This window comes from Streptomyces sp. NPDC046876 (assembly GCF_040645035.1).
GTDB lineage: Bacteria > Actinomycetota > Actinomycetes > Streptomycetales > Streptomycetaceae > Streptomyces.
In genome coordinates, this window is sequence record NZ_JBEYXK010000070.1 from 1 (window position 1) to 12,358 (window position 12,358).

General features: G+C 72.6%; 13 protein-coding genes and 5 pseudogenes. 9 read left to right on the top strand and 9 right to left on the bottom strand.

From position 1 onward, the window contains the following. From ABZ924_RS27785 to ABZ924_RS27795, 3 genes and pseudogenes are all read left to right on the top strand, one after another. A pseudogene (locus ABZ924_RS27785) lies at window positions 1-591 on the top strand (IS5 family transposase); the annotation flags it as partial. 765 nt (window positions 592-1,356) lie between these two features. Beyond that, window positions 1,357-1,743 (top strand): hypothetical protein, encoded by a 387-nt coding sequence (locus tag ABZ924_RS27790; protein ID WP_361915351.1) that lies wholly within the window; start codon window positions 1,357-1,359, stop codon window positions 1,741-1,743. A gap of 222 nt (window positions 1,744-1,965) precedes the next feature. Then, a pseudogene (locus ABZ924_RS27795) lies at window positions 1,966-2,103 on the top strand (DUF6207 family protein); the annotation flags it as partial. 153 nt (window positions 2,104-2,256) lie between these two features. On the opposite strand, the gene ABZ924_RS27800 reads toward ABZ924_RS27795, so the two are convergent. From ABZ924_RS27800 to ABZ924_RS27815, 4 genes and pseudogenes are all read right to left on the bottom strand, one after another. Further along, window positions 2,257-2,475, bottom strand: a complete 219-nt coding sequence (locus tag ABZ924_RS27800) for a hypothetical protein (RefSeq protein WP_361915354.1) — start codon at window positions 2,473-2,475, stop codon at window positions 2,257-2,259. A gap of 26 nt (window positions 2,476-2,501) precedes the next feature. Further along, window positions 2,502-2,663, bottom strand: coding sequence for a hypothetical protein (locus ABZ924_RS27805; protein WP_361915357.1), 162 nt, complete (start codon window positions 2,661-2,663; stop codon window positions 2,502-2,504). Between the two features lie 69 nt (window positions 2,664-2,732). Further along, window positions 2,733-3,017: a hypothetical protein gene (locus tag ABZ924_RS27810; RefSeq protein ID WP_361915452.1), complete on the bottom strand. Its 285-nt coding sequence runs from the start codon at window positions 3,015-3,017 to the stop codon at window positions 2,733-2,735. Between the two features lie 178 nt (window positions 3,018-3,195). Continuing rightward, window positions 3,196-3,741: pseudogene (locus ABZ924_RS27815) on the bottom strand (DUF5958 family protein); the annotation flags it as partial. Between ABZ924_RS27815 and ABZ924_RS27820 the strand changes: the two are divergent. Continuing rightward, a complete protein-coding gene (locus ABZ924_RS27820) occupies window positions 3,680-4,339 on the top strand; it encodes a response regulator transcription factor (RefSeq protein ID WP_361915360.1) in 660 nt (219 codons plus the stop codon). The pseudogene ABZ924_RS27815 and the gene ABZ924_RS27820 sit on opposite strands and share 62 nt — an antisense overlap. Before the next feature lie 13 nt (window positions 4,340-4,352). Here ABZ924_RS27820 and ABZ924_RS27825 read toward each other — a convergent pair whose 3' ends face one another. From ABZ924_RS27825 to ABZ924_RS27835, 3 genes are read right to left on the bottom strand one after another with little or no spacing between them, the layout of a single operon-like run. Continuing rightward, window positions 4,353-5,600 (bottom strand): sensor domain-containing protein, encoded by a 1,248-nt coding sequence (locus tag ABZ924_RS27825; protein WP_361915363.1) that lies wholly within the window; start codon window positions 5,598-5,600, stop codon window positions 4,353-4,355. Next, complete coding sequence (locus tag ABZ924_RS27830; protein ID WP_361915366.1) at window positions 5,593-6,963, bottom strand: FtsX-like permease family protein; 1,371 nt, start codon at window positions 6,961-6,963, stop codon at window positions 5,593-5,595. Before ABZ924_RS27830 ends, ABZ924_RS27825 begins: the two co-directional genes overlap by 8 nt. Before the next feature lie 5 nt (window positions 6,964-6,968). Continuing rightward, on the bottom strand, window positions 6,969-7,721 hold the full coding sequence (locus tag ABZ924_RS27835) for an ABC transporter ATP-binding protein (RefSeq protein ID WP_361915369.1): 753 nt from the start codon (window positions 7,719-7,721) through the stop codon (window positions 6,969-6,971). 312 nt (window positions 7,722-8,033) lie between these two features. On the opposite strand from ABZ924_RS27835, the gene ABZ924_RS27840 reads away from it, so the two are divergent. The 4 genes from ABZ924_RS27840 to ABZ924_RS27855 all read left to right on the top strand — a co-directional run bounded on the left by ABZ924_RS27840 (window position 8,034) and on the right by ABZ924_RS27855 (window position 10,070). Then, window positions 8,034-8,315 (top strand): hypothetical protein, encoded by a 282-nt coding sequence (locus tag ABZ924_RS27840; protein WP_361915372.1) that lies wholly within the window; start codon window positions 8,034-8,036, stop codon window positions 8,313-8,315. After that, entirely contained in the window at window positions 8,315-8,845 is a 531-nt protein-coding gene (locus tag ABZ924_RS27845) for a hypothetical protein (RefSeq protein WP_361915375.1), read from the top strand. Before ABZ924_RS27840 ends, ABZ924_RS27845 begins: the two co-directional genes overlap by 1 nt. Window positions 8,846-9,078: 233 nt before the next feature. Further along, the gene (locus tag ABZ924_RS27850) at window positions 9,079-9,600 is read left to right on the top strand and encodes a hypothetical protein (protein ID WP_361915377.1); all 522 of its coding nucleotides are present in this window, start codon (window positions 9,079-9,081) and stop codon (window positions 9,598-9,600) included. 104 nt (window positions 9,601-9,704) lie between these two features. Beyond that, a complete protein-coding gene (locus ABZ924_RS27855; RefSeq protein ID WP_361915380.1) occupies window positions 9,705-10,070 on the top strand; it encodes a hypothetical protein in 366 nt (121 codons plus the stop codon). On the opposite strand, the pseudogene ABZ924_RS27860 reads toward ABZ924_RS27855, so the two are convergent. Then, window positions 10,010-10,504: pseudogene (locus ABZ924_RS27860) on the bottom strand (TetR family transcriptional regulator C-terminal domain-containing protein); the annotation flags it as partial. The gene ABZ924_RS27855 and the pseudogene ABZ924_RS27860 sit on opposite strands and share 61 nt — an antisense overlap. A 41-nt stretch (window positions 10,505-10,545) precedes the next feature. After that, window positions 10,546-10,720 (bottom strand): annotated as a pseudogene (locus tag ABZ924_RS27865) (Tn3 family transposase); the annotation flags it as partial. A gap of 373 nt (window positions 10,721-11,093) precedes the next feature. Here ABZ924_RS27865 and ABZ924_RS27870 point away from each other — a divergent pair. Then, window positions 11,094-11,573, top strand: coding sequence for a hypothetical protein (locus ABZ924_RS27870; RefSeq protein WP_361915383.1), 480 nt, complete (start codon window positions 11,094-11,096; stop codon window positions 11,571-11,573). Window positions 11,574-12,358: the final 785 nt, after the last annotated feature.

The following is a 12,358-nucleotide window of genomic DNA, read 5'->3' on the forward strand; positions in this document are numbered from 1 at the left end:
CGAAGGCGACCTCGACTGGGTCGTCGCCGTCGACTCAACCATCGTCCGCGCCCACCAGCACGCCGCCGGGGCCCGTCAAAAGGGGCCCCGGCCGGCGAGCCGACCGACCATGCCCTCGGACGCTCCCGCGGCGGACTGACCACGAAAATCCACCTCGCCGCCGACGGCCGCTGCAGGCCGCTGGCCTTCGTCGTCACACCCGGCCAGGCCGGGGACGCACCGGCCTTCCCTAACGTCATGGCCGCCATCCGAGTGGCCAGGCCCAAAGGCCGACCCAGAACCCGGCCCACGACCGTGCTGACCGACAAGGCTTACTCATCCCGCGCGATCCGCGAACACTTGCGCAAGCGAAAGATCAAGGCCGTGATCCCGCAGCCCGCCGACCGGCTCGCCAACCGCAAACGACTCGGCAGCAAGGGCGGCAGGCCCCCCGCCTTCGACAAGACCGCCTACAAGCAGCGGAACACCGTCGAGCGGTGCATCAACAAGCTCAAGCAGTGGCGCGGCCTGGCCACCCGCTACGACAAGACAGCAACGGTCTACCAGGCGGCCCTGCACCTCGCAGCCATCCACATCTGGGCCGCGAGGTGATCGCTAAGAAACGGCCTAGTGCACCCCTGCAACCACCTGTGCACGCAACCTCCGGTGCAACCCCCAGGCCGCCGGTGTGGCATGCGGGCGGGCTGGACTGGGCAAGCCCTCGGCAGCCATCCGGCGGGGGTCGGCCGTAGCTCTTGGCTGGCCGGTCTCTTGCGCCTGGGCGGCGGACTGGCCGACCGTTTGGGGATCTGTTGTGCAGCTCGGGGGAGGACGGGTTTGGGGAACAACCGAGTGCGGCTCAGTGGTGCGGCGTGGCAGACGGATTTCCGTCGCCGGACCACGGGCCGGGCCCCCAGGACCGCGATGGAGATCGCCACAGTCCGTCGCACGCTGAACCACACGCTGACCGAGCTGAAGCGAGCCATCGATGGGTACGCACTAGCGGTGGCCGCCGACCTGTATTCCCTGGCGTGGCAGCAGGCGGCCGGGGCTCCGCCAAGCGAGACCCGCGAGCAGCGGGCCCAGCTGAAAGCCCTCAAGGAGATCCTGGGCTCGCGCCGGTGGCTGGAGGAAGAGCGCCGCCAGGCCGCCGCAGCTCCCCCGAAGTCCGTTCCGTCACAACCCCGGACTGTGGTCGCTACGCCTCGGCGGCCGGACGCCGCACGGACCAGCGAACCCGTCGTCCGGCCTTCGGGCCGAAAGTCCTCATCATCTGCGGCGTCCCAGCGTTCCTCCGTGCCGCACCGGCCGCCCGTCCCAGTATCTGCGCCTGCCTCGATTGCGGCCTCGGACCCGTCGCCGGTCGCGGCGTCGGTCGTGAAGGCCCTCCCGCCGCGCCGGGAGGAGCCGGCGCTCCTGGAGACCGGGCGGCTGTGGGAGATCGCGACCGAGCTGCGGCCGCTGCTGGAGACCGCCCGGGCCGGCTCCACCATCACCTGGCCCCAGATCCACAGACGCGTGCCGGGACTGCCCCGCCTGCACGCCGACGACCAGTGCGTGCTCCTGTGGCTGGTCGACGAAGACGGCCGGAAGGGAGAGCCGCTCCTGTCCGCGCTCGTCACCGTCGGAGACCGCCAGATGCACCCCCGGTTCCCGGCCGTGGCCGAACAGCTCAGCTGGACGACGCCGGCCGGCACCCGCCCGCACACCGCATGGAGCAACGAAGTGTTCAGAGTTCACCAGCACTGGCGCCACCGACGCTGACCCGACCGGGCCACCGGCCCTGGGCAAGCCCTCCCAGAGTCGGGCTTGCCCAGGATCCCCTTGGGCTTGCCCAAGCACCGGCTCCCACAATGGCCGGGGGAACCCCGCCCGTCGCACATACCCAGGCCGGGTCCCACTCCCTCGTGCGGGTGGAGCTGAGGCCGCCGGCGAACCGGCTCGCCTTCACGGCCGTCGCAGCGGTCATGAAGGGACGAGGACACCGTCCGGGCCGTCATGGCCGCGCTGGAAGAACGCTGGGCCACATCTGGCGTTGGCCCGGTGCGCCGGGATCCCGGCGAGCCCGGCGTCCGGGCCCGGATCTACGCCGACATCCTGCGCCCGGGACGGGACGGCCCATAAGGGAGTCTGGGCAAGCCCTGTCCGAAGGGCTTGCTCAGGGTCGCCTACGGCTTGCCCAGACTCGCGGGCTCCTCGGCCTCCACCTCCCACAGGGGATGCGCTCGTCCGGTGCCGTAGCAGTGGGCCTTCTGTCATGAGCGGTATCCGCCGTGGTCAGGCGACCTGCAGCTTCGGCCGCCCCTTCGGGGCCGGCGGCGCCTGGTGGTACGTCGGCAGCTTCATGTTGGGCAGCTCTCCCGCCTGGATACGGACAAGCGCTGCGCGGAACGCCGCCTCCATGGCCTCCGGGGTCTCGTACTTGGCCGCCAGCGGATGGAGCCAGTACGAGTTTCCGTTGCGCTCCTCACTGCACGGCCGGAGCACGATGTTCAAGTCACACAACGGCGCCATGAGCCCGCTCACAGCCTGCGGGTTGACCCCGTATCGGCGGCCATGTCCTTCTGGCGGACGGGCAGCACTCCCCCGAAGTCGCTCCGGGCGACCAGGTACTGGAGGAGGAACTTCACGGCGGACCCCGACAGCGGCAGGGACCAGATGCGCTCCGCGACGATCGGAGACATGACGTTAGCCAAAGGACAGCCTTCCTCGTGAACGTGGGCGGGCGCCCGCGCTGGGGCCTGGCAGCACTATCACCCGGTACGCCTCCTTGCGCGATACGTCTCTTCCACCTCGAAGCCGAAACCGAGGTCCAGCTCCTCCTGATGGGCGCCTTCCGGCCCCACCGCGTGGGGGAACGCCGAGGTGTCGTGGTTGTGCCGGTCGGCGATCTCGGCGAGCACCTCGTGCTGGGCCGTGCTGTTGCCGTGGAACCACAGGCGCACGTTGATCTGGATCCGGCCGTTGCCGGCCTTCTCCACCCAGTTGTAACCGCACAGCGCCTGCACAGCCCGGTTGACCGTGGAGCGGGTGATCATCTTGCCGCCCCCCTGTGCGGCGATCTCGTTCAGCCCGTCGGTGATCGGCTCTCGCGCGGCGTCCGTGACGCCCCCAAGGCCCCCCGCCGCATACCGGCGTGACCCAGACCGCCGCCCCGCGCGGGCCGAAGGAGGCCCCTGACGCATTCGCGTCCGCTGCGTCCGGGTTGTGCCAGAAGTGCCCGCAACTCCCCTTGCAGTGCGTCTGCCTGCGGCGGCTGTCGGCCACGGCGAACACCGAGACGAGCACGCGGAACGCCGTGACGTGTTCGTCGGCGGGGAGCCCCGCGAACCCGTAGCGGGGCGGGTCCATGCAGATCATCACCGAGGGGTTCGCCCGGGGTTTCGCCCCCGATCGCGCCACTCCCGCCCGGCCGTCCGCAGCGGTGACGTGCGCCTGCATCGCATAGCCGGCGACGTGCTGCAGCACCTCCCTCCGGCGTGCCGGGGAGAGCCCGGAGAACCAGGCCGTCCCCTCGTCCAGCGTGCGCAGCTCCTGGGCGATCCCGTTGACGATCCGCTCGGTATCGCGCCGCAACGCATCGTCCTCGCCGCTCAGTCGGGTCATCCGCTGATCATCCCACCCTCCTGCGGGTCGGCAGGCGCCCGCTGCCTCCGCCCCGGCCGCGGAACGGTTGTCGGCCGGTGGCGATAATGGGCCCGTGATCGACAGGTGCGTGCGGGTGGTGCTGGCCGAGGACTCCGTCGTGCTGCGGGACGGCATGGTGGAGCTGCTGGGTGCCCGCGGATGCGAAGTGGCGGCGGCGGTGGGGACGGCGGCCGAGCTGCTCGACGCGGTGGCGGAGCACCGGCCCGACGTGGCCGTGGTGGACATCCGGATGCCGCCCACCCACACGGACGAGGGCATCCGCGCGGCCATCGAGATCCGGGCGAGGACGCCCGGGACCGGCATCCTGGTCTTCTCCCAGCACGTCGAGACCGCTTGGGCGTCCCGGCTGCTGGCGGACGGAGCGGCCGGCATCGGGTATCTGCTGAAGGAACGGGTCGCCCGCACCTCGGAGTTCGTGGACGCCCTGCACCGCGTCGCCGGGGGAGGCACGGCGCTCGACCCGGAGGTGGTCACCCAGCTGATGCGCGGGGGACGGCGCAGCCGGGTGGACTCCTTGACGCCGCGCGAGCGCGAGGTGCTGCAGCTGATGGCCCAAGGCCATTCCAACCGCTCCATCGCCGGGCTGCTGGTGGTCTCGGAACGGGCGGTGGAGAAGCATGTGGCCGCCGTCTTCACCAAGTTCGACCTGCGGGCGACCGGAGCCGACAACCGCCGGGTGAAGGCCGTCCTCACCTACTTGGCCGAGAGCTGAGGCCGGTCGCCCGTCACAGACGCACGGGCAGCTCGGCGGTGACCACCGTGGGGCCGCCGGGCGGGCTGTCGATCCGCAGTACGCCGTCCACCGCGGCGAGCCGCTCCGCCAGACCGTTCAGGCCGCTGCCGGCGCCCGGCGCCGCGCCGCCGCGGCCGTCGTCGCTCACGCTGAGGCGGATGCGGCCGCCGGCCGTCTGTGCCGTCAGCTCGGCCGAGCCGGCACCGCTGTGCTTGGCCACGTTGGTGAGCAGCTCGGCGGCGCAGAAGTACAGGGCCTGCTCGACGGCTTGGTCGGGCCGCACGTCCAGGTCCAGGCGGATGCCGACGGGCACCGGCGAGGTGGCGGTGAGTCCCGGCAAGGCCTGTTCGAGACCCCCGTCCAGCGCCACCGGGTGGATGCCCCGGGTGAGCCGCCGCAGCTCGGCGATGGTGTCGTCGGTCTGGCCGCGGGCCCGGTCCACCAGGGCGCGCAGCCGCCCGAGGTCCGGTCCGGCGGCGGGAGCGAGCGCGTCGCCGGCCAGCGAGAGGGTGATGGCCAGGGCGACCAGCCGGGCCTGGGTCCCGTCGTGCAGGTCACGCTCCAGGCGGCGGAGCCGGTCGGCGTTCTCCGCGAGCAGGGTGGCGCGGGCGGCCTCCAATTCCCGCACCCTCCGCTGGGCCCGGGCCGGGCCGAGCAGCAGCCGCGCGAGCCGCCGCTCCGCCCCGCTCAGCGCCCGGACCGCGCCCGGCACGGCGGACAGGAGCAGCAGGCCGAGCACGACGCAGGCGGCATCCGGCCAGCCGGCCGGCCGCGGGCCCGGTTGCAGCAGGCGCACCCAGAGCGGGAAGCCGATCAGCCAGCCGCAGGCGAGGGGGAGCCCCACGGCGGCGGCGAACCCGAGCAGACCGAGGGGCAGCCGCAGCACCAGGTAGAGCAGCGTCCGCCAGGCGACCGGGTCGGTCAGCACCGTGCGGCCCCGGGCCACCACCCCGGCCGGGCGGGCCAACTCGCCCGGCCCCTCCACGTACGCGCCGAGCATCCGCGCCACCAGGCGCCGGTGCAGCGCGCCGAGGCCGCGCGCCCCCAGCAGCGCGGCGACCACGAACGGCAGGCCGAGCACGGTGAGCGACAGCAGAGCCCCCGCGTACAGCACGGCGAGTGCATAGACGCCGCCGACCAGCCCGAGCGGCATTCCGACAACCGCGAAGGCCCAGTCGCCGGCCCGGACGGAGGGACGGCGCCGCCGCCGGGCCTGCGCCGCCCCCTCCTGCTCAGTCACGGCCACCGCTCACCAGCTCCGCCGCCGGGCCGCGTACCGCCCGCACGCCCGTGGCCAGGATGCCCGGGACGGTCAGCGCCGCAGCACCCAGAACGATCCACCGGCAGGCGGCCACCGGTACGGCCGGCACCGCAGAGCCGGTCACCGCCGCGCTGAACGCCGCGGACGAGGCGCCCGCGACGGCGGCGCCGAGCAGCACGCCCACCGCCGCGGTCAGCACGGCCTCCGCGGTCAGCATCCGCATCAGCTGCGCGCGGGTCGCGCCGACCAGCCGCAGCAGGGCGAACTCGCGGCGCCGGTCGGCCGTCACGGCGACGAGCGTGTTGACGGTGGAGACGGCGGCGAAGCAGACCAGCAGGGCCAACTCCGCCTGGCGCAGCCAGACATCCGTGTCGGAGGTGACGCCCGTGGCGGCGCCCGGGGCTTCGGCCCCGGCGGTGTGGGTCATGATCACCATGGTGCCCGACAGGCCCACGAGCAGTGCCACCGGCACCACGGCGGAGGACAGCCGGCGCGCGTACCCGCGAAGGTTGGCATCGGCCAGCCAACCCGCACCGGGCGCCAGCGCCCGTACCGGCGCGCCCAGCACGGCGGCCAGGACGCGCGCCGCGAGCGGGCCCGCCAGGGCGATCGCGACCAGAAGCACCAGCGAGCCGAGCAACGCCGCCTGCCCCGCCTTGTCCAGCTGCTCCGCCGGCCGCGTCGCGGCCAGCCGCAGCAGCAGCCCCCCGCCCACCAGCGCGCCGATGCCGGCGAGCAGGCGCGCTGCACCCGTCCGCCCCTGCTCGGTCGAGCTCGCGGTGAGGGCGGCCGCGGGCGGAATGCGGGAGATCCGCCGCGCCGCGAGGGCCGAGGCGGCCAAGCCGACGGCGAGCGCCGCAGCCAGCGCGACCACCATCGGCACCGGCGTCCCCGGCACCTGCACGCCCGGCGCCGCCATACCGCGGCGCTGCAGCTCGGCCAGGAGCCGCCGGGCCGCCGCCGCGCCGACGAGGCAGCCCGGCACGGCCACCAGCACCGCGGTCGCGACGACCTGGCCGCGCACCAGCCGCCGCGCCTGGACGGGAGTCGCCGCGACGGTACGCAGCAAAGCCAGCTCGCGGTGCTGCTGACGCAGGGCGAACCCCAGCGCATTGACCACGACGAAGAACGCCACCAGCACGGCGATCTCACCGAAGGCGACGGCAATCACCTTCAGGCCGGGCCCGTCCACCGCCGCCCGGCCCGCCGCGGGGGCCGCGAGGTCGGCGGCGAACAGCGAACCGAACAGCGTCACCGTGGCGACGGCCAGGAACAGTGCCACCGCCAGGCCGACGAAGGCCGCCGGACGCCGGCGCATCTGCCCGAGGGCGATCGCAACCACCGCCCTCACCCGCCCAGCCGGCTCAGGCGTTCGCCGACCTGGCCGGCGGTGGGCCGGTCGAGCTCGTCGACCACCAAGCCGTCGGCGAGCAGCAGCACCCGGTCCGCGTACCCGGCGGCCACCGGGTCGTGGGTCACCATCACGCAGGTCCGGCCGTCCCGGTCCACCCCGTCGCGCAGCAGGGCCAGGATCTCGTGGCCGGTGGCCCGGTCCAGCGCACCGGTCGGCTCGTCGGCGAACAGCACCTCCGGCCGGGACACCAGGGCCCGGGCGATCGCCACCCGCTGCTGCTGCCCGCCGGACAGCTGCCCGGGCCGGTGCCGCTCGCGCCCGGCCAGTCCCACCCGGGCGAGCGCATCCGCCACCCGGTCCCGGCCGGGACGCTTCCCGGCCAGCCGGCCGGGGAGCTCGACGTTCTGCGCGACGGTCATGGCCGGCATCAGGTTGAACGCCTGGAAGACGAACCCCACCCGGCTGCGCCGCAGCTGCGCCAGCCGCCGTTCGGGCAGCCCCGTCACCTCGGTGGCTCCCCACCACACCCTGCCGCGCGTGGGCCGGTCCATACCGGCAAGGCAGTGCAGCAACGTCGTCTTGCCCGATCCCGACGGACCCATCACCGCCGTGAACGTCCCGGGCGCCAAGGCCACCGACACTCCGCGCAACGCCCGGACGGTGCCGGCGCCCCGCCCATACTCCCGATACAGCCCGTCCGCCCGTGCGGCGCTCCCCGGACCGACTTCGTTCACCATTTCGACCATGCGCCCATCCTCGAAGGCCCGGCCGCGGCAATCGATCGTGTCCCCACCCGAATCGACGGTGTGGAAAACCGAACGCCGGGCACGGCAGTAGCCCGTTGAGCGTTGACGTCCGGTCAGAAATGGTCCCCGCGCGCGTCACAGAGGTGTGCAAAGCCGAACAAATGAAGTCCGACTTCACTGCAGAGTGGACGCAGGCGAAAGCGGAGGCGGCCATGCGCCTGGCCTCCGCCGGACCGACGCCCACACCAACTCCCGCCGCCTCCTCGGCCCCCGCCCCCGGGCAGGCAGACCTCGGCCCCGGTCCGTGACCCCGTGCACTCCAAGGCCTCCGGCATCCGCATGGCGAACGCCGAGGCCCGCGGCCGGTCCACGCTCGACGACGCCGAGGCCGTGGGCCGGGGGCACGCCGGATGGGCCGCGGGCACGGCGAGCAACGACTGCGTGGGCGCCTGGCAGCGCAGGCTCCGGGAGCTGGCCGACCTGGTCGTCGCCGCGGCCGACGCCCTGACCGCCGGTACCGCTGCCATCAGCGCGGAGGACCAGGCGATAGCAGGCCGGCTGCGTGCCGCCGGCGGCGCACTGGAGGACGCCTGATGGTCTCCGTACCCGAGCTGAAGCAGGCGGACCCGCAGAAGTGGCGCGCCGCGGCAGACGACGCGGTGGCCGTGGCGAAGCAGTGCGACGGCCTCGCCTCGTACGCGCGCCAGGACGTCGCCCGGACGATCAGCCGATGTTGGGTGGGCGAGGCCGGCCGCACCGCAACCGAACGGTTCGTGAAGCACGCAGACGATTACGAGACGTCCGCACTGGCTCTGCGCGCGATGGCCAAGGCCTACGACGACCTGGCCGACGTGATCACGGCGGCACAGCGGGACCTGAACAGAGCCCTGGACTACGCCCGCTCCCGCGGCCTGAAGGTCGACGACAGCGGCCGGGTGCAGCTGTCGCACCCCGTGGTGCCGCAGGGCAGCACCGAGCACCTCGACCCCGTCAACCACGCACAGGGAATCATCGCCGACGCCCTGAGCAAGGCCTCCCGGGCCGACGTGGAACGGCACGCGCCCTGCGCACGATCGAGGGCCTCACCGCCGTCTCCGACCCAAAACTGGCCCAGGAAGCCCTGACGCCCGGATCCCCGCTCGCCATCGCCCTGGCCCTGTCGGGCGGCACCGACGGCCTGCACCCGATCAACGTCTCCCCGGCCCAGTTCGCCGCCCTCGACCGGGCCGCGGCCGAGACGGGCGTCAGCCGGAAGCTGCTGCTCGCGATCCTGTGGCAGGAACAGCAGTGTTACCAGAACTTCAGCCCGGGCCTGACCGGTCCTCTGTCCGAGGTCGGACGGATCTTCAACTGGACGTTGCAGCAGTCACTCAAGCCGGACAAGTCCCTGGGCATCACCCACATGAAGTCGGACACGGCGCGGGCTGTGATGGAGAACCACCGCGGGGCGTTCACGCTGCCGGACGGGACGTTCCTCGGGGGCCTGAGCGACGCGGAGCTCACCAAGTACATCGAGGAGAACCCCGACGAGAACATCCGCATGAGCGCCTCCCACCTCAGCGACCTGAAGCAGAACCCCTACGGGGCGGACACCGACAAGCAGCTCTTCACCCTCTACGCCGCGGACACCCCGGGGGTACGGGAGTTGAACGAGCAGTACGGCGACGAGTCGGGCAGCCGGGCCCACGACATCAAGACCCGGGGCGAGAACTGGGACAGGCTGGAACCGCACCTGAACGACGCCATGGCCTGGCACGCGCTCACGGACGAGCAGCAGGAAGGCGGCGGGCCGCACACCGGAACCGGAACCGGCCCCGCGGAACCCGGCACTCCCTCCCCCAGCCCGGGGCCTGCGCCCAGGCCCGCGAGGAGCAACTGACGCATGCACACACGGAAGTCCGTCCCGCTGCTCGTGGGGCTGCTCCTGCTGGCGAGCGGCTGCGGCCTCACCGGCGCGGCCGGGGGCCGCGTCCGCTGACACCGATGCCGAGCCAGGTGCCGACCCGCCCGGAATACGCGAGCGCCGACGACGTGATCGCCGCCATGGCCAAGGGCGGGGTCGACTGCAAGGTGACCCTTCGGAACGAGAACCCGTTCGGGTCGGACGCCACCTGCGAGGTCCAGCACCGCGGAACGACCGTCGCGAACGAGATCTCGGTGCTGAGCACGACCCGGTTCAGCCGGGACGAGGTCGGCGACTCCATCGCATCACGGCGCAGCGGTCCGTACGGCCAGACCATCGTCGCCGCCGGCAACTGGTTCGTCTGGGTACGGCCCGGGGTCTATGCCTACGACATGGCAGCGGCCCTGCCCGGCTCCGTGGTCCTGGAACCGCTCACGGCGAAGTAGGGCCCGGCCCCCGCGGCGGCCTCGGGGAATCCGGTCACGCGTCGTTCCCCGCGGGCCAGGTGGGCGTGGAGGACGCCCTGGGCCTCCCGGGCGGTGAGGTGCCCGATCAGGACGTGCGTGGTGAGGCCGTCGGCGAGGGGGAGCAGGGTGCGGGCCTCGTGCCGCGGGTCGAGCGGCCCGGTGCGGGCGCCGCCCTCTGCGGCCTCGGCCAGGAGCCGGGCGAACACCTCCTGCAGCGCCGCGTAGTTCGCCCGGAGGGTCTCGGCCAGCGGTGCGCTGACCGCCGCCTGGGCGACGAAGGCGAGCCAGACCCGGGCCTCGGCGCGGTGCTCCTCGCGTAGCAGGGCGACCTCCGCGGCCGCGTGGCCCAGGGCCGACGCGGCCGACTGGGCGGGGCTCCGTACGAGCCGGGCCCGCACGCGCGCGCCGATCCGTCCTCGTCCAGGACGTAGTGCTCTCGCTGGTCGGCGGGCAGTGCCCGCAGGGTGGCCACGGCGGCTCCAGGTAGCGGGTGGTCCACAGCACTGCGGCGTTGAGCACCAGGCCGAGCCCGTCGAGCCGGTCCTCCTGTCCCGTCCGGTACGCCTGCTCTGCCCGCGCTTGCCGTGGCAGATGTCGCGGGCGAGCCTGTGCCGGGATTCCAGGACGGTGTGATCACGGCCTTGCCAGAGGCAGCAGTCGTCGGCCTGCCCCGCGGCGCAGTCGAGGAGCTCGCCCGCTTTGTCGACCAGACTGCATCGCTTAGCTGACCGAAGGCGCGGGTGAAGGAACTCGCGAAGGGCTAACGATCCGCACCAGAGATTCGGTGGCAGTAGGCGACTTTGTTGAGGATCTCGTCGGCGGTCCGGCGACTTCCACCAGGGAGACCCTTACAAGTTCAGCGATCAGTGCACGCACGACTGGCTGCCGCAGGCCTGCCTGAGCCGCGAGTCGTTCCATCCCGAGTCGGCCGGCACCGCCGGATATGCGTCGGTGATGAGCAAGCGGCTACAAGAGATCGGCTATACGGGCTCATGAGCCGCGGTGCAGTCTGGTCTCTGTGACCTCTTCTCAGACACCACGGCCCCGGCGCCCCTTGCCATTCGGCCGTATGGCCGCACCGACGGGGGCGCCGTTCTCCTGCTCCTCGCGGTCGCGGCACTTGCCGCAATCGGCAGCCTGCTCTGGTGGCTGGAGAAAACCCTCCCCGACGCCCAGCGAAGCCGCATGGAGCAGCAACTGGAACACGACAAGGAAACGACGGCCCAGGCGCTGCTGCAAGCAGCTCAGGACGGCACCCTCACGGACGAGGAGATCCGGGCAGCAGACAGAGGCAGCCGCTGGACGATACGGCGCAACAGCCACGAGGTCCGCGCATCTGCACAGCTCGCAGGCCCCAACCTCGAACTACAGTGCTGGCCCTTCTCGTTCACCCTACCCCCGGAGGCCAAGCCAGCCGTCCAGGCCATCCGCGACGAAGCCGCGTGCACCACTCCGGCACCCCCGTCCCCGGGACTGACCTGACCGATGACGACCGAACGTCCTCTGACGACCAAAGGTCCGCCCATCGCCTCCACCCAGAATGAATGAGGGCGGCGCGTACCAGCGCGGGGCAGGCGGGGGTGGCGCTGTGGCCCACTCCAGGACCTCGATCACCGGCAGGCCGTCCACGATGGCCCAGTCGGCGCCGGCGACCTGCCGCGCGCACGTGCAGGGCAGGGACAGCTGGACGAGGGGCTCGGCTCCGCGGCTCGCCGTCGGTGCCCCGGGCCTCCACCCGGGCCGCGGGCACCTCGGGACCTGCGTCCTGGCTTGCCGGCTGCCGTCGCCTGCACAGGCGATACGAGCGCAAGGCTGAGCACTTCCTCGCCTTCGCGGGCATATCCGCAGCCCTCATTCACCACCGCCGCCTCGCCCGTGGGGACGCCCGGAACGAGTCAGCGTGAGACTGCTCGAACACTGCTCGCCCAGACCCGGAGGGGCACCATCTCCGGCTCGGCTGCGGTCTGCTCCGAGGAGTTCTGCACGCCTTCCAGGCCCGACCAGGCCGTAATGCCCGGCTCACGGTCGACTAGGAACCCCTCGATGACCGGCCCGAGGTCGTCAGAAAGTACGTAGGCGCCACCGAACGGCAACGCATCCGCCGGAACCGATCCCGTCGAGCACCGGAGCTGCCGGCCTGCTCGTCATGCCACACGTAGAACGTCGCCACCCCGTGAAGGCCCAGCCCGCGGATACGGACCTGGATGGCTGAGGCAGTCCGCTCAAAGGCGGCCACCACCGCAGAGACGGACAACGACCTCCTGTCC